At 65.2% G+C, this 15,966-nt stretch carries 15 protein-coding genes; 11 read left to right on the top strand and 4 right to left on the bottom strand.

The features are described 5' to 3' along the window. Nucleotides 1-46 precede the first annotated feature (46 nt). Nucleotides 47-754, top strand: coding sequence for a VIT1/CCC1 transporter family protein (locus tag BZF59_RS12845; RefSeq protein WP_086608654.1), 708 nt, complete (start codon nt 47-49; stop codon nt 752-754). Between the two features lie 14 nt (nt 755-768). On the opposite strand, the gene BZF59_RS12840 is transcribed toward BZF59_RS12845, so the two are convergent. Then, on the bottom strand, nt 769-1,380 hold the full coding sequence (locus tag BZF59_RS12840; RefSeq protein WP_086608653.1) for a TetR/AcrR family transcriptional regulator: 612 nt from the start codon (nt 1,378-1,380) through the stop codon (nt 769-771). A 101-nt stretch (nt 1,381-1,481) separates the two neighbouring features. Between BZF59_RS12840 and BZF59_RS12835 the strand changes: the two genes are divergently transcribed. The 7 genes from BZF59_RS12835 to BZF59_RS12805 are packed head-to-tail and all read left to right on the top strand — an operon-like array spanning nt 1,482 to nt 8,144. After that, on the top strand, nt 1,482-2,477 hold the full coding sequence (locus tag BZF59_RS12835; RefSeq protein WP_086608652.1) for a 3-oxoacyl-[acyl-carrier-protein] synthase III C-terminal domain-containing protein: 996 nt from the start codon (nt 1,482-1,484) through the stop codon (nt 2,475-2,477). Continuing rightward, entirely contained in the window at nt 2,474-3,484 is a 1,011-nt protein-coding gene (locus BZF59_RS12830; RefSeq protein WP_086608651.1) for an NAD-dependent epimerase/dehydratase family protein, read from the top strand. Before BZF59_RS12835 ends, BZF59_RS12830 begins: the two co-directional genes overlap by 4 nt. Beyond that, complete coding sequence (locus tag BZF59_RS12825) at nt 3,481-4,335, top strand: MBL fold metallo-hydrolase (RefSeq protein WP_086608650.1); 855 nt, start codon at nt 3,481-3,483, stop codon at nt 4,333-4,335. Before BZF59_RS12830 ends, BZF59_RS12825 begins: the two co-directional genes overlap by 4 nt. Further along, complete coding sequence (locus BZF59_RS12820) at nt 4,322-5,560, top strand: hypothetical protein (RefSeq protein ID WP_086608649.1); 1,239 nt, start codon at nt 4,322-4,324, stop codon at nt 5,558-5,560. The genes BZF59_RS12825 and BZF59_RS12820 overlap by 14 nt, the downstream gene beginning before the upstream one ends. Next, entirely contained in the window at nt 5,553-6,716 is a 1,164-nt protein-coding gene (locus BZF59_RS12815) for an ATP-grasp domain-containing protein (RefSeq protein WP_158094322.1), read from the top strand. Before BZF59_RS12820 ends, BZF59_RS12815 begins: the two co-directional genes overlap by 8 nt. Beyond that, nucleotides 6,713-7,720 carry an aromatic ring-hydroxylating oxygenase subunit alpha gene (locus tag BZF59_RS12810; protein ID WP_086608647.1) on the top strand — a complete coding sequence of 336 codons (1,008 nt, stop codon included), beginning with the start codon at nt 6,713-6,715 and terminating at the stop codon, nt 7,718-7,720. The genes BZF59_RS12815 and BZF59_RS12810 overlap by 4 nt, the downstream gene beginning before the upstream one ends. Nucleotides 7,721-7,748: 28 nt before the next feature. Then, nucleotides 7,749-8,144 carry a RuvC family protein gene (locus tag BZF59_RS12805; protein ID WP_245806150.1) on the top strand — a complete coding sequence of 132 codons (396 nt, stop codon included), beginning with the start codon at nt 7,749-7,751 and terminating at the stop codon, nt 8,142-8,144. Here the strand turns inward: BZF59_RS12805 and BZF59_RS12800 are convergent. Further along, nucleotides 8,123-8,617 carry an isoprenylcysteine carboxyl methyltransferase family protein gene (locus BZF59_RS12800; RefSeq protein WP_086608646.1) on the bottom strand — a complete coding sequence of 165 codons (495 nt, stop codon included), beginning with the start codon at nt 8,615-8,617 and terminating at the stop codon, nt 8,123-8,125. The genes BZF59_RS12805 and BZF59_RS12800 overlap by 22 nt on opposite strands. After that, the gene (locus tag BZF59_RS12795; protein WP_245806149.1) at nt 8,614-9,711 is read right to left on the bottom strand and encodes a type III polyketide synthase; all 1,098 of its coding nucleotides are present in this window, start codon (nt 9,709-9,711) and stop codon (nt 8,614-8,616) included. Before BZF59_RS12795 ends, BZF59_RS12800 begins: the two co-directional genes overlap by 4 nt. 113 nt (nt 9,712-9,824) lie before the next feature. On the opposite strand from BZF59_RS12795, the gene BZF59_RS12790 reads away from it, so the two are divergent. From BZF59_RS12790 to BZF59_RS12785, 3 genes are all read left to right on the top strand, one after another. Then, nucleotides 9,825-11,396 (top strand): DHA2 family efflux MFS transporter permease subunit, encoded by a 1,572-nt coding sequence (locus tag BZF59_RS12790; protein WP_086608644.1) that lies wholly within the window; start codon nt 9,825-9,827, stop codon nt 11,394-11,396. Between the two features lie 660 nt (nt 11,397-12,056). Then, nucleotides 12,057-12,194, top strand: a complete 138-nt coding sequence (locus tag BZF59_RS16255) for a hypothetical protein (RefSeq protein ID WP_158094321.1) — start codon at nt 12,057-12,059, stop codon at nt 12,192-12,194. Between the two features lie 556 nt (nt 12,195-12,750). Continuing rightward, the gene (locus BZF59_RS12785; protein WP_086608643.1) at nt 12,751-14,820 is read left to right on the top strand and encodes a toll/interleukin-1 receptor domain-containing protein; all 2,070 of its coding nucleotides are present in this window, start codon (nt 12,751-12,753) and stop codon (nt 14,818-14,820) included. Nucleotides 14,821-14,842: 22 nt separating this feature from the next. On the opposite strand, the gene BZF59_RS16100 is transcribed toward BZF59_RS12785, so the two are convergent. After that, nucleotides 14,843-15,622 (bottom strand): hypothetical protein, encoded by a 780-nt coding sequence (locus tag BZF59_RS16100; protein ID WP_143738169.1) that lies wholly within the window; start codon nt 15,620-15,622, stop codon nt 14,843-14,845. Nucleotides 15,623-15,966 lie beyond the last annotated feature (344 nt).

The following is a 15,966-nucleotide window of genomic DNA, read 5'->3' as shown; positions in this document are numbered from 1 at the left end:
CCGCGACAGGTGAAAGCCTGTTTCCGCAAATCCGAGGAACACCGCCATGACCACACCCGACAGCGCTCATCCGGATGATCCCCACTATGTCCACCGCACCGGCTGGCTGCGGGCGGCGGTGCTGGGGGCGAATGACGGGATCATCTCGGTCGCCTCGCTGATCATCGGGGTGGCGGCGGCGACGCCCGAGGCCGGACCGGTGCTGGTCGCCGGGGTGGCGGCGCTGATGGCGGGCGCGATGTCGATGGCGGCGGGCGAGTATATCTCGGTCTCAAGCCAGGCCGATTCCGAACAGGCCGATATCCGCCGCGAGGCCGAGGCACTCGAAGCCACCCCCGCCGACGAGGAGGCCGAGCTGGCCGCAATCTATCAGGCGCGCGGGCTCAGCCCCGCAACCGCGGCGGCGGTGGCTCGCGAGCTGACTGCGCTTGATCCGCTCGCGGCGCATGTGCGCGACGAACTCGGCCTCAGCGATCATCTCGCCGCGCGGCCTTTGCAGGCAGCGCTCGCCTCCGGCGTGACCTTCAGCGCCGCAGCCGCGGTGCCGCTGGTGGCGGCGTGGCTGGCCCCGGCGGGCGCGATCATGGTGACGGTGGTGGCGGTGTCGATCATCGCCCTCGCGGTGCTCGGCGCGCTGGGGGCCAAGGCCGGGGCGGCGCCGCTGGTGCCGGCGACGCTGCGAGTGGTCGGCTGGGGCGTGTTCGCGATGGCGACGACCGCAGCCGTAGGCCGCCTGTTCGGCGTGAGCGTCTGACCTTCGTGGCGCGATCAGCCCCGGTGGGCTGACAGCGCTTCGAACACCCGCGCCAGCGCCTGCCCGGCGGGATCCTCCTCGCGCATCAGGGCATAGCTGCCCGACAGCCATAGTGCGCAATGCCCGTGCACCGTCGCGATCAGCGAGCGCACCAGCCGGCGGGTCGCGTCGGCATCGGCGGCATCGCCGCGCCCGAGCCAGCGGGTGACTTCGCGGTCGACGATCCCGGTCAGCGCCTCGCGCGCCGCCTCGTCCTGTTTGGCAATGGCCTGCGAACGGTCGATGCGGTGATCGTAGATCGCCATCCACGCGTTGCGATTGGCTTCGGCAAAGGCGAAATAGGCGCGCACCAGGGCGATGATCCGCGCGTCATCGTCACCTGTCGAGCCAGCCAGCGCGGCTTCCAGCCCTTCGCTCCAAGCACGAAACGTCTGGCTGTTGATCGCGATCAGATAGGCATCGAGCCCGCCGAAGACGTTGTAGATCGTCCCCACCGAATAGCCCGCCCGCCGCGCCGCCTCGCGCGCGGAGAACTTCGCGAAACCGCGCTCGGCCATCAGCGCATGACCGCAGGCAATCAGCAGATCGCGAAGCTCATCAGGCGTATGATCGGATCGGCGTCCCATAATTCGGTTGATAACCGCAAAATTGAACGTTGTCTATTTTTTAATTGAACACTGTTTAGTTGTGTGGGACTGTATGATCGAATCGCCGAAGGAGTGATGCCATGTTGAGCAACTTCACCATTGCCGGTTGGGGTGCCTATCGTCCGCGCGAGGTCGTCGCTTCGGCGGCGCTGGATCGGCGCCATGGCCACGCGAAAGGCTGGACCGAGGCCGAGTTCGGCATCACCGCGCGGCATATCGCCGCCCCTGACGAGACCACCTCGATGATGGCCGCCGCCGCCGCGCGCGCCGCGCTGGGCCGCGCCGGTTGGGGCGATACCCCGCCAGACGTGATCATCGGCGGCTGCGGCGTGATGGAGCAGCCGATCCCCTCCACCGCGGTGTTGGTGCAGGACCGGCTCGGCTTCGGGCAGGCGGGCGTGCCGAGTTTCGACGTCAACCAGACCTGCCTGTCCTTCGTCGCCGCGCTCGATGTCGCCGCGATGGGGATCGCTGCGGGGCGCTGGCGGCGTGCGCTGGTGTTCGCCAGCGACATTGCCTCGGCGGGGCTCGATCCAGCGGTCGCCAAGACGCGCTCGATTTTCGGAGACGGCGCGGCTGCGCTCGCGATCGAAGCGCGCGATGACGGCACGCGCGGGCTGATCGGCCAAGCCAGCGTGACCCACGGGATGCACCACACCCTCGCCCAGCTGCGCGCGGGCGGGACGCGGCTGCGGGTGGAGGAAGGCTACGACGCGCTGGTCGCCGGGTCGTTCTTCGAGATGAACCCTTTCGCCATCTTCAAGGCGGCGGCCAAGGCCCTGCCCGGCGTGATCGAGCGAGCGCTGGCGCAGGCGGGGGTGACGCCCGACGAACTCGCCTGCATCGTCTGCCACCAAGCGAGCGCGCCGGGCGTCGCCCACATCAAGCGCCTGTTCGCTCCTGCCAGCGAGCGCGTGATCGACCTATTCCCGACCCACGGCAACCAGATCGCCGCCTCGATCCCGACCGTGCTTGCCCATGCGCTCGAGACGGGGCGCGCGAGGCCGGGCGATGCGATCCTGCTGCTGGGCACGGCGGCAGGGATCAGCGCAACGGCGATGGTGATTCGGCTGTGAGCGGCAGGCGCATCCTGATTACGGGGGCGACAGGAGGTCTTGGCCGTGCGCTGGTGCGCGAGGCACTTGCCCGCGGCGCGCAAGTCCGCGCCACCGGCCGTGATCGCGAGGCGGGCGCGACGCTGGCGAAGGTTGGATCCGAATTCGTCCCCTGCGATCTCGCGCAGCCCGATGCCCCTTTTGCCGCGCTGCTGGCCGGATGCGACAGCGTGATCCACGCCGCGGCCCTCTCCGCCAGCTGGGGCCGCGACGCGGACTTCGAAACCGCCAATGTCACCGCCACCCGGCATCTGCTCGACGCGGCGCGCGCAGCCCGAATAGGGCACTTTGTCTTCGTCTCCTCGCCCTCGATCTATGCGCGTCTCGCCGATCAAACCGACATCGGCCCGGACGCTCCGCCCGCGCCGTCGCCCCTCAACGCCTATGCCCGCACCAAGCTCGCCGCCGAGCGCATGGTGCTGGCGGCTTCTGACGCAGGGCTGGCGACCTGCGCGATCCGTCCCCGCGCGCTGGTGGGAGATGGCGACCGGGTGATCCTCCCGCGCCTCGCCGCGCTGGCCCGAAGGGCGCGGATGCCTCTGCCGCGCGGCGGTCGTGCGCTGATCGAGCTTACCGACCTGCGCGACGCCGCATGGGCGATTTGCGAGGCCGAGGCCCGCGCGCCCGCGATTGCGGGCCAAGCGATCAACATCTCCGGCGGCCAGCCCATCACCGTGCGCGATCTGGCGCTGCGTCTGGCCGAGGCACTGGGCGAGCAACCGCAGCTGGTCAGCCTCCCGCTCGCCGTAGCGCGCCCGCTCGCGACAATTGCGGATACGCTCGCCCGCCTCACCGGATCGCAGCGGGAGCCCGTGCTAACCCGCTACACGCTGGCGACTCTCGCCTTTTCGCAGACCTTCGACCTTGCGCCTGCGCGTGCATTGCTTGGATACGCGCCGCGCCACGACGCTGTCGAAACCTTTCTCGAAGAGGCGCGCCGCCTCGCCGCCACAGGAGCGCTCGCATGATCCGCACCCACCTTCGCTGGCTCGAACGCGGATCGTGCAGCCACCCCCAGGCGATGACGATCGGCGGCGGGAGCCTGTGCCCGGTCAGCTTCCCCGCGATGGTCGGGGTGATCCGGCACCCTTCGCGCGGGGTGTTCCTGTTCGACACCGGCTATGACCCCGCCTTCATCGCCGCCACCCGCCCCTTCCCCGAGCGGTTCTATCGCTGGACCACGCCGGTGAGCATCGGCCCGCGCGAGGAATGGCGCGCCTGGCTTGCCGCGCATGACATTGCCGAGAGCGAAATCGCGGGCACCATCCTGTCGCATTTCCACGGCGATCACGTCGCGGGGATGGCGCATCTCGCCGACCGCCCGGTCTATTGCGCGCGCGCCGGATTGCAGCAGCTGCGCCGTCCGGGGCGGATTGCGCGGGTGCGGCAGGGGCTGCTCGCGGCGCTGGTGCCCGAAGCGGTGGACGCGCAGGCGCGGTTCTTCGAGGATGCCCCGGCGCGCGCGCTGCCGTCTGCCTTCGCGCCCTTTGCCGAGGGGCGCGACATTCTGGGGGACGGCTCGCTGCTCGCGGTCGAGCTGCCGGGACACTGTGCGGGCCACTGGGGCCTCGCGCTGACGACCGAGAGCGGGCAGCCGGTGCTGCTCGCCGCCGATGCGGTCTGGTCGGGCCGCTCGATCGCCGAGCGCCGCCCACCGCCGCGCATCACCACCGCCTTGCTGGGGGACACGCGGCGCTATCGCCGGACCCTCGATCTGCTGAGCACGGCGGCGACGAATAATCGCGAACTGGCGATCCTGCCGTCGCATTGCGCCCACAGCGCGAGAGCCTTTCGCGATGGTGACGATGGCGCAGACTAAGCGCATCATCGCCGCATGGCTGCGCACGAAGGTCGCCATGCGCCGCTCTCCCGCCGCCCTTGCAAGAGGCCGCGCGCGGGCCTGGGCGCGGTTGCAGCCGGCGCTCGCCCGCTGTCCGGCGCTGTCGGAGCACGCCGGACGTCCGCTTGAAGCCTTCCCGATCACCGACATCGCCGATCTGCGCCGGGATTACGGCGCATGGAACAGCCTCGGGCTCGCGGACAGCGCCCTGCGCGCCATGGCGGACGCGGCAGAAGCGGGAGAGGTTGCGCCGCCGGACGCGCTCTCGGCCGGGTGGTCGACCGGCAGCGGGGGCGGGGCGCGCGGGTTGTTTCTGGCGAGCCCGGAGGAGCGCGCCGAATATGTCGGCCAGAGCCTCGCCCGCCTGCTCCCCGCCAGCGCGCTGCTGCGCCGCCAGCGGATCGCGCTGCATCTGCGGGCAGGCAATGCGCTCTATAGCGACGCCGGGCGCGGGCGGATCGCCTTTAGCCATGTGCCGCTGTCCGCGTCGCTGGTCGAGACCATCGCCACGCTCGAAGCCTTTGCCCCCACCATCCTCATCGCCCCGCCCTTCCGCCTGCTGGCGCTTGCCGAAGCGGGTCTGAGCCTGCCGAGCCTCCGCCACCTGTTCTGCGGCAGCGAGCCGATCAGCGCTGCCGAACGCACGCTGATTGCCGCGCGGCTTGGGCAGGCCCCGCACGCGATCTGGCAGGCGACCGAGGGCTTTCTCGGGGCCGAATGCGCCGTGGGGCGGCTGCATCTCAACGATCACGTGCTGGCCGTGGAGCTCGAGCCCGTGCCGCACACCCCGGGTTTTCGTCCGATCATCACCGACCTCATGCGTCGCAGCCAGCCGATCGTACGGCTGCGCGGCGACGACTATCTGGAGCTCGACCCGCGGCCCTGCCCCTGCGGCTTTGCCGGGCGAGTGATCCGTCCGATCGAGGGGCGCGTCACCGACCTCTGGCCGGGCGCACTCGGAACCGTCACCCCGCCGCAGATCGTCGCTGCGGTGGAGGCGGTGCTGGGGGCGGACTGGCGCTGGCAGGCGGTGGGCGAGACGACCCGCGCGACGCTGCGGGTGGCGCCTGACTGCCCTGCCGCGCTGGCCCAGCACGCCGCATCCGCTCTTGCGGCCGCCGCTGCCCGCCCCGTCACGACCCTCCATGACCTGCCCGAATGGGCCGGGCCCAAGCGCCGGAAGGTCGTGTGGCACCATGGCTAGATCCGTCCTGATCACGGGCGCGCGGGCGGTGGCGGCGCTCGATCTGGCGCGCGATTTCGCTGCGGCGGGCTGGCAGGTGCATCTCGCCGACAGCCGCCACCTGCGCATGGCGCGCTGGTCGCGGTTGGCGGTATCGCACCACCTTTACCCCCCGCCCCGGCAGGAGGGCGAAGCCTTCCGCCACCGGGTCGCGGCGCTGGTGGAGGAGCAGAACATCGACTTCGTCGTGCCCACCTGCGAGGAGGTATTCCACCTCGCCGCGCCATCGCTGCGACGCGATCTCGGCGCGCGGCTGTTTGCGCCCGATCTGGCGATGCTGCGCCAGTTACACGATAAATTCGCCTTCGTCCGCGTCTGCGAGAGCTGGGGCCTGCCCGCGCCCGAGAGCCACAGGCTCGAAAGCCGTGCCGACGTGGCGCGCTTCGCCGGAGAAGCGAGCGAATGGGTATTCAAGCCGTGCTTCACCCGCTTCGGCGATGCCGCGCTGGTTGGCCCTGCCCCAGAGACGCTGGAGCGGATCACCCCCTCGCCAGCGGCACTCTGGCTCGCCCAGCGCCGCATCCACGGGCGCGAGGCCGCGTTCTACGCCGTCGCCCATCATGGCAAGCTCGTCGCCTTTGCCGCCTATGCTTCCGATTGGCGGCTCGGCGGCGCGGCGAGCTATGCCTTCGAACCGCTGGGCGATGGAGACCAAGCGATGCTGCACGATCTGGCGGCGCGCCTCGCCGCAAGCGCCAGCCTTCACGGGCAATTCGCCTGCGATGTGATGATCGACGCGCAAGGGCGCCCGTTCCTGATCGAGTGCAACCCGCGCGCCACCAGCGGCGTCCATCTGCTGACCGGCGCGGGCACGCTCGCCCGCGCCATCGGCGAGGGTGTTCCCATGACCGCGCCGAGCCGCGCCCCGGCCTATCTCGGCCCGGCGATGCTGGTCTACGGCCTGCCGCAAGCCTTGCGCGAGGGGCGGCTGCGGCCATGGTGGCAACTGTTCGCCACCGGCCGCGAGGCGATCTCGCGCCCCGGCGACCGCTGGCCGCTGGCAGGCGCGCTCGCCGATGCGGCGGGCTTCTTTCTTGAGGGCCGCCGCCACTCTATCACCACCACCGCGGCCACCACCCGCGACATTGCCTGGAACGGCGAGGAACTGGACCGATGAGCTTTCCCCAAGCGGTGCGCGACGCATGGCACATGGTCGCCCTGTCGCGCGATCTGCGCCCCGGCGGCGTGCGCAAGGTGATGCTGTGCGATACGCCCATCGCGCTGTTCCGGAACGACGCGGCGCTGGGCGCGCTGGTCGATCGCTGCCCGCACCGCAACTACCCCCTCTCCGAGGGCCGCGTGCATCGCGGCGGGCTCGAATGCCCCTATCACGGCTGGCGCTTCGCCCCCGACGGGGCCTGCATCGCGGTGCCCGGCTGCCCCACCGCTGCCGATGCGCGCCTCGGTGCCGCAGCCCTGCGCGTCGCGGAGCGGCATGGCGCAATCTTCGTCGCCCTGTCGGACAGCGCCCCTGCCGAACCCGACCTGCCGCCCGATTTCGGCAATCCCGAACTCGATCACTTCTGGTGGCAGCAGGGCACATGGCAGGGCCGCGCTTTCGATGCGGTCGAGAACGTGATGGACCCCTTCCACACCGGCCACCTGCATCACGGGTTCATCCGTCGCCGCGACAAGCGCCTGCCGGTCGATCTGGTGGTGACCAGTCATGGTGACGGGATCGACATGGCAATCGAGCAGACACAGCCCGATCTCGGCCTGATGTCGCGTTTTCTCGAGCGCGACCGGCAGCGCAGCGTCTCGCGCTACTATCCGCCCACCATCGTGCAGGCGCGGTGGGAGGGGGAGAGGCGGCTGACCCTGTGCGTCACCGCGGTCTTCACGCCTGCGACCGAGGGCACTTTCACGCCCTTTGCGCGGTTCTCGACCCCCAAAGGCCTTGCACCCGGCTGGCTCAAGCAAGCCGCGATCCGGCTGTTCCTTGCCCCGGTGGTGGCGCAGGACCGCAAGGCGCTCGCCCGCCAGCATGCGGTCATGACCCACTTCGGCCACCCGCAATTCACCTCCGGCCCCGGCGATATCCTCGGCAACCGGCTGCACCGCCTGTGGCGCGGCGAGACGCTCGAACCCGGGCAGGATGCCCCGGTGGCGGCGGAACTCTAGCGGTGAGGGGTAGCCAAATGTCGGCGCCATGAGAGCGTTTCGTGATCTCCCTATTCACCGATGGTTCAATCCGATATCGCCAGCAGTGCGGGACAACGCCAGAGAGTCACAGGGGTATCAGAGCATGAATCGCCTTCGCATTGATGGTATCGCTCTCGGCATTACAGCGATTGCCACGGCCCTCGCGCTGAGCAGCCCGGCGTTTGCAGCGCCCGATCCCGGCAAGAAAGCCTGCGTGCAAGAAGCGCGCAAGCTTTGCCCCGCCGAGATGAAGTCGTTGAGCCGCAAGAAGGTCGAGGCGTGCATGATCCGGAATATCGAAAAGACATCACCGACCTGCAAATCGGCGATGCTCAAGATCAAGGCCGAGCGCGAAGCGCTGGCCCGGCGCCAGTCGCAAGGTCAGGCCGCGACCTCGGAATAGGCGGCGTTCTCGGCCCGGATGCGCACCCACAGCATCGCCGCGTTGAGCACGGAATAAAGCACCGCGACCCAGACGAGGCCGAACATCAGCGGCACGACCGCGATTTCGCAGATCACGACGAAATAGTTCGGGTGACGCATGATGCGGAAAGGGCCCCCGGTGATCGGCGCCTCGTCCCTCGGGACGATGATGCGCGTGGTCCAGCGACGGCCCAGCGTCGCCAGCACCCACACCCGCATGGCCTGAAGTACCGCAAAGACGGCGAGCAGCGGCAGATACACTGGCGCGCCGCCGACGGTCGCCCACAGCACCGCCAGCCACGATGCGTGCATCAGCACCATCACCGGATAATGCGATCGCCCGTATTCGATCGCCCCGCGCGCCATCATCGCCTTGGTGTTGCTGCGGGCGATGAACAGCTCGGCGATACGCTGCAAGGTGACGAACAGCATGATCGCATAGGGCAGGGTCATGCGGCGCTCCGCAAAGTGACCGTGCTGGCGGTAAAGCCTGGGCCAAGCGCCGCCATCACCGACAAGGGCGGCAGCCCTTCCTTGCGCACGCGGTCGAGCACGAAGAGGGCGGTCGGCGCGGACATGTTGCCGTGCCGCCGCAAGACCTCGCGCTCCTCGTTGAGACTGCCCTGCGGCAGCGTGAGCGCGGCCTCGATCGCATCGACGACCTTGGCGCCGCCGGGGTGGCAGACGAAGCGGTCAACGTCGTCGATCCGCAGGTTCTGCGGCGCAAGCATTTCCTCCATCGCGCCGCGAAATTCCTTGCGGGCGAAAGCGGGAATGGCGCGGTTGAGCACCACGCCAAGGCCGGCGGGTTCCATCTGCCAGCCCATGATATCGAGCGTATCGGCCCAGGTCTTCTCCGCGCTTCCCGCAATCTGCGTGAAGCCTTCGTCGCCGGCCCGGATGACGCAGGCCGCCGCGCCGTCACCGAACAACGCGGTCGAGACGATGTCTGCCTTGCCGACATTCTCGGTCCTCAACGCGAGGCTGCATAGCTCCACGGTGACGAACAGGACGGTGGCACCCTGACCGACCCGGGCGAGCTTCGCCGCAAGGCCAAGCCCCGAAACGCCGCCGGCACAGCCGAGGCCGAACACCGGCACCCGCGAGACATCGCTGCGGAACCCCATCCGGCCCATGGCCCGCGCCTCAAGGCTCGGCGTGGCGATGCCGGTGGACGACACGGTGACGATGACGTCCACCTCGTCCGCGGCAATGCCCGCCTCTGCGAGTGCCTTTTCGGACGCTTCAATGAACAGATCGAGCGCGACTTCGAGATAAACTGCGGTCCGCTCGACGATGCTGCGCGGCTCGGTGTACCAGTCGACCGGGCGGGCCAGCTGGCGATATTCGATCCCGGCATTGCCATAAATCGCGCGCAGTCGCGCGAAATCCTCGAATGCCCCGCCAAGCAGCTGTTCCGCGACCTGCGCACCGGTTGTTTGATCGAGAACGTGCAGCGGTGTCGCGGTCGCGAGCGAGTGGATACTTACCGGTAGCGTCAAGGAAGCCTCACATCGGTCGCTCGACCGGCAATTGGGATTGATCATTCACGGGAACCGCACCGTAGAGGCATTGTTCCGGGAAGTTATACGATGCTGGCCCGAATGCGGACGCCAGTTTCCTTTAGTCACCGCCACCCTCTTCGGCTACCGGACATCCGATGAACACAACCGAAACACCCGAGGCAACCCTGCGGACATGGGCCGGCTTCCTGTTCATGTGCATCGGCATGTTCATGGCGATCCTCGACATCCAGATCGTCGCAACATCGCTGCCGACGATCCAGAACGCCTTGGCTATCGACACCGACCAGATGATCTGGATCCAGACCGCCTACCTCACCGCCGAGATCGTGGCGATTCCCCTCACCGGGTTTCTGACCGCAAAGCTGGGCATGCGCTGGCTGTTCGTTTCGGCAGTCACGGTTTTCACCATTGCATCGATCGGCTGCTCCGAAAGCCAGACTTTCACGTCGCTGATCATCTGGCGGATCATTCAGGGCTTTGCCGGGGGCACCCTGATCCCGGCGGTTTTCTCTGCCGTGTTCCTGCTGTTTCCGGTGCGCTCGCAAGGCATTGCGACGACCATCGCGGGAGTTGCCGCCGTCTTTGCGCCAACCGTGGGCCCGATCGTCGGTGGCTGGATTACCGAGACCTATTCCTGGCACTGGCTGTTTCGCATCAACATCCTGCCGGGCATTTTGGCCGCGGTCGGGGCTGCTGTTACCCTTCGCTCTGCGGCCAGCAATACGCGCTTCGCACGGTCAGTCGATATGGCCGCGTTGGCCCTTCTGGCGGTGGGTCTGACCGCCTTGCAGATCGGACTGAAGGATGCCCCGACCGACGGCTGGCTGTCTCCGGGCGTGGCTGCGCTGCTTGCGGGTTTCGCCTTGTGCGCGGCGTGGTTCGTCTGGCGCACGGTGCGTGCGTCGGAACCGCTTGTCGAATTGCGATGCTTCAGGGATCGCAACTTCGCGATCGGTTGCGCCTTGAGCTTCATCCTCGGGATGGGATTGTTCGGGTCGACCTATCTCATGCCCTTCTTTCTGGGCCTCGTGCGCGAACATGACGCGCTCCGAATTGGCGAGATCATGCTCGTCACCGGCATCGCTCAGCTCATAACGGCCCCTGTCGCAGTGTATCTGGAGCAGCGGGTCGGTGCGCGCACGCTGACCGTGTTCGGCTTCGTGCTGTTCGCGGTCGGCCTGCTGATGAGCACCACGCAGACGGCCCAAACCGACTATGCCGAAATGTTCTGGCCGCAGGTTGTGCGCGGCGTGGCGACCATGTTCTGCCTGCTGCCCCCCACGCGAATGGCCTTGGGCAGGCTATCACCCGAACTGGTGGCGGACGGCAGCGGTCTGTTCAATCTGATGCGCAATCTTGGCGGGGCTATCGGGCTGGCATTGATAGACACCACGATTTTCAGCCGCGCCGCGACCTACGGGGCGAAAATCGTCGACGAGTTGGTGGCCGGGAATATCGAAACCGCAGTGAGGATCGGGATACCCCGCGACGCTTTCATCGAACAGATCGGCACACCGCCCGACGAGTTCACCGAGGAATTGATCCGTCCCCTGGTGGAAAGACAAGCCCTGGTCGACGCCGTCAACGATGCGTGGATGTTGATCGGCGTGCTGACAGCCTTTGCCGTGGTACTGGTCTTTTTTGTCCGGCGCGTTCCTCTCGACAAGCCGGACGAAAGCGCGGCCGAGGGCTCTTCATCTTCGTAAAATTTTTGCGCTGGTCGCGGGAATAACCGATTAGGGAATTTACGGGTTAACTGACCACGCGGCCCCGTCGGCTCGGCGGTGAGCGTTTCGATCACAGTGGAGGCTTCGAAATCACTTGCCGACGGGGAAATTCCTGTTGTTCAGTGCTTTATCCATATACAGCCATCAGCGGGGCGAAGCCTATTCTCGAATGCGATGTGTCGATTTCAGGCGAAATTGGACATTCGTCCTGAGGATCGTGAAGGACCGAAGCTGGGTCGGGAGCTGCCACCGGCATGCTCTGGCCGTGAATGGCGGCTTCGGGCCGCTTCGGTAAAATTCTTGGCGTTCAGGAAGCGGCCGGATTGCAGACCTTAGCTGGCCAGCGGCGTGATCAGCACTTTGGCGCCCGATCGTGCTGCCCGGCTAACGGTTTCCATGAAGTCAGGGCCACGCCCTTCACCAACAGGTTCAATCTCGTGCCAATCATCGTCTATGATCGCCGCTCGATAATGGCCGGTGAGGTGCGGGGCGATGGCGACAAAGCTAGTCGCGGGGCCGGAGCCACATGCCTTACAGGTCAAGACATAGCTTCCGTGTCGCACGACCATCTGTAGGTTGCTCGCACCGCATATCTCACAAACTGCGTCGCCTGACATGGCGGGCTTTCTACCGACGTCCATGTCCGATTTCCACCCAGCTCCGGTCACAAGTGGGGCCGATGCGCGGTTCTGGAAGCTGTGTGGCGGCTTCTCGCAGTATCGGCCGTTCAATCTGGCTCTCGTGAACGACTGCGTCTGGGTCGGCAGCCGCCAATGACCTCCTCAGGCTATGAATGGCGGCTATTCGAGGTTCGTTTCCCAAAACCCGACATTCGGGAAGCGACCGCATTGCGGACACTAGCTTGCGCAGCAAAACAGCCATCGATGTCTGGTTTCCGCGCCGACAGGTTGGCCGTGAAAATTCTCCAATTGAGGTAGGGCAATGGCATCGCTCAGACCAAAATCCCCGCCCGACCAGACAATCAGGGCCGCCCACTTGGCTACGCTCTAACAAAGGGCGCGATATCCGATTTCACCACTGAAGAGACCCCGCCGCACAGCACCGTCGCCACGTCAGAGGCACAGTTGGTAGCTGAGGCTATGACAGCGATCGTTTACGAAAAAGCCGACAGATTTGGCACTTAGTGTCAATCTTTCCGAATATTGCCGCCAGAGGAATCGCAATCTCAACGAGCGCATTTTGAGGAAGCTCAAGAATCAGAGCCGAATCTATGGTTGAAGTCTTTTGTCAAAACGGCCTACGCTCGTCCCTACCAGGTGCGTGATGATATTGTCTTGGGCGTTAGAGGCAAGAATAGCCAGATCGGAGCGATATGACCGACTTCCGCTACAGGGGCTTCATCAGTTACAGCTGGGCCGATGCCGCCTGGGGTAACTGGTTGCACAATGCGCTGGAGACTTACCGCACGCCCAAGGCCTTGGTTGGAACAGACGGTGCGTATGGACCGGTCGCAGCGCGGCTCAATCCGCTCTTCAAGGACCGAGAAGAAGAAGCAGCCGGGGCGAGCATAAACGCTGCGGTTGAAGCAGCGCTTGCAAGTTCCGAGTTCCTGATCGTGGTCTGCTCGCCGCGCTCTGCGCAGTCACGGTGGGTCAATCACGAAATCGCCTGGTTCAAGACGCACCGCGATCCCACTCGCATCATCGCGCTTATCGTCGATGGCGAACCGGGCAGTGCTGAAGCTGAGTGTTTCCCCGCTGCCTTGACACACAAGGTCCTGGCGGACCTCTCCATCTCTGACGAGCTCGAGGATAATCCGCTCGCAGCCGATGCACGTGACAGCGGCGATGGCAAACGCCGCGCCAAGCTGAAGTTGGCAGCAGCGATGCTCGGCGTCGGACTGGACCAACTGGCCAGGCGCGATGAACGCCGCCGGACCATCCAAACCCGTATCGTCGTCGGGGCATCGCTCTCGCTGACGGCCGTGATGAGCGGGCTGACATGGTTCGCAATCGAGGCGCGGAACGAGGCGCAGATCCAGCGTGGACAGGCCGAAGGTTTGGTCGAATTCATGATTGATGACTTGCGCACGAACCTCCAGCCGAAGGTCCAGATCGAGGTCCTGGGCAGCATCGCCGATCGGGCTACCGCTTTTTATGCCGTGCAAGGCAAATATGCGATGGATGATGAGGCGCTGGCGCGCCGTTCTCGCGTGCTCAAGCTGTTGGCGGACATCGAAGCAGACCGCGGCCGTTCAAGCCAGTCGCTCGAACTGCTTCGTCAGTCGATCGCGGCGTCGGGCGAATTGCTGAAGCGTGATCCCGACAATCCCGATCGCATTCTCGAACAGGCATTCGCGCTCCAAGGCCTGGGCAACGTATCGTTCCAGCGGGGCCGGTTGCAGATCGCCGAAGATATGATGCAGCAGGCCGTTGATCTGACCACTCATTTGGTGACCGATGTGGGCCAGAACGATGAATGGATGGCCGAACACGGCACAGCGCTGGGCAATCTGGGCGTGGTTCAGTTGCAGAAAAATCAAGTCGCGCAAGCAAGGGTGAATTTCGACAAGGCAATTGCGATCAAGCGGAAGACGATCCGCATGGATGATCGCACGCACGTCGGTTGGATGGATTTTGCAATTACCCTGGCCTGGGCGGCGCAGGCTGCTGAGCGGCTCGGCAAATTTGCTGACGCCAAGCAGCTGCGCAGCGAGGAGCAGCGCGTCTATGGCCGGATGCTGGATGACGATGACGGCGATCAGGTCGCGGCGTCGGCAATGACCGTAAGCAAGATTAAGGCGGCTGAGGCGTTGTTGCTTCAGAACAATGTGGGGGCTGCACTTGCGGTTGCCCGCGATGCCTCGGCACAGGCGGAGAAATCGCTGGCCGCCGATCCCGGAAATTTCGTCATGGTCGAAGATGCGGCAGGCGCAGCCCTGACACTCGCGCTGGCAGAGCTGCAAAGCAAAAATGCTGAAGCGTCGGAAGATGCGGCCAATCGAGCGATGCGATTGGCAGAGAAACTTGTGGCCGATGAACCATCGGTCATCAATTGGAACGGGAATCTGCTCGGTAACGCGCGGCTAACAAGCTACGCCGCACGGGCGCGAGCTTTGACCGGCGCAGCTTGCCAGTCCGCGTTGGAGCCGGTTGCGGCGGAAGCGCGGCGGCTCGAAAAATTGCGGACTGCCTATCCGGATGACCGAAAGCTTGCCCTCGCGACTAGCCGTAGCCAGTTGATGCGCGGCGATGCCGGCGCACTTGCCGGAGATATGGCTGCCGCCAAAGCGAGCTGGGGCGCCGCGGCTGCGACACTCGCATCGCTGTATGGGGCGATTGACAAGATAGTGGACCCGGCTGGACGACTGCTTGTCGACCAACTGCGATTGCGGTCAGAACAACCCCGCACACCGTTGGCGCGCGGGGTTGTCTGCGCATAGAGCAATCAAATCCAACCCTGCTTCATAATGAAGAAGGACGGATCATTATGCTGGTGTGGTTCCTCGGCGAAAGATGGCCATGGCTATCGTTGAAGTAGATCACCTGGGTTTCGCTCCTCGCCACGCCATCAGCACCATTGTAGTATTCGAGCACCAACCCGACCGTGTTGGAAGGCGCTTGGCCACTGGAGTCCATCAACACCCGATAGATCTGGTGATGCCCTTCTGCCAAAGGCGGAACAGCGAAGTGCGCAATCGGAGCGCCGAAAACGATTGAAACCGGGACGCCGACAGGTGCCGCCTGCGGAATCTGGATGATGGCCGGGTCGTTCCCGGAAACAATCCCGGCAGTGCTGACAGATTGTCCCTGAATGTAACAGGCCGTGCAAGATAGCACATCAGAATTGGCATCAATCACAATGATGCAGCCTGACTGGCCAAATGCAGTCTGCACCAGACTTGCGTTGTCTACCGCAACGGGCAGAAGGTATTCATTGAAGGTTGGCACGTTGCTATTCGTGGTATTGGATGTGGCACCGGATATCTGAAGGCCCCACGGGGAATCTCCCGGACCGTCCATTCGGCCGGCTGCGGAAACATAGCTTCCGTCAGCGTTCGGTTGATTCCCCGAGACTCTGAAGACCGAATATAAACGGTTGGAAATTGAGTAGGATGCGACCCAGCTCCCCGTTACGTTGTATTGAGTGCCAGCAACAGTCATCGTGCCCGACACGCCACCGTTGCCATCTGCATCAAAACTGATGGCGACCTGACCATCGAGACTGCTCAAAATCCATGTCATGTTGATTCCCCCCCCCCAAAAGCAATTTTGCCTTGCTGGAATTGAAACCAAACAATGGCTCCCTCACCAGCCTTGATTACCATATAGCAAATCCATCAATAATCGGAGTCGGTTTTTTGTGGTTCATCTGCCGTCGCGCTGCAGCACCGGCCCTGACGATTATTGCTGGCGTAAAATTGTCCAACCCCATTAATTCAATGGATTGGCTGTTTTACCGATCAGATTTCGACAAATAGATTTTGTCAGTTTCGTCGCATTTTGGATTCGATTGCCGGAGTTGTGCTCCTTCCGGTCTCATGGCCCCCACAGAGGGGGCCGCGCGGTCATTCCCGCTTGTCCCGATC

The organism is Erythrobacter donghaensis (assembly GCF_002155425.1).
In the GTDB taxonomy this organism is placed as follows: Bacteria; Pseudomonadota; Alphaproteobacteria; order Sphingomonadales; family Sphingomonadaceae; genus Erythrobacter; species Erythrobacter donghaensis.
The sequence above is the reverse complement of the archived record's forward strand: the minus strand, read 5'-3'. Positions and strand labels throughout refer to the sequence as shown.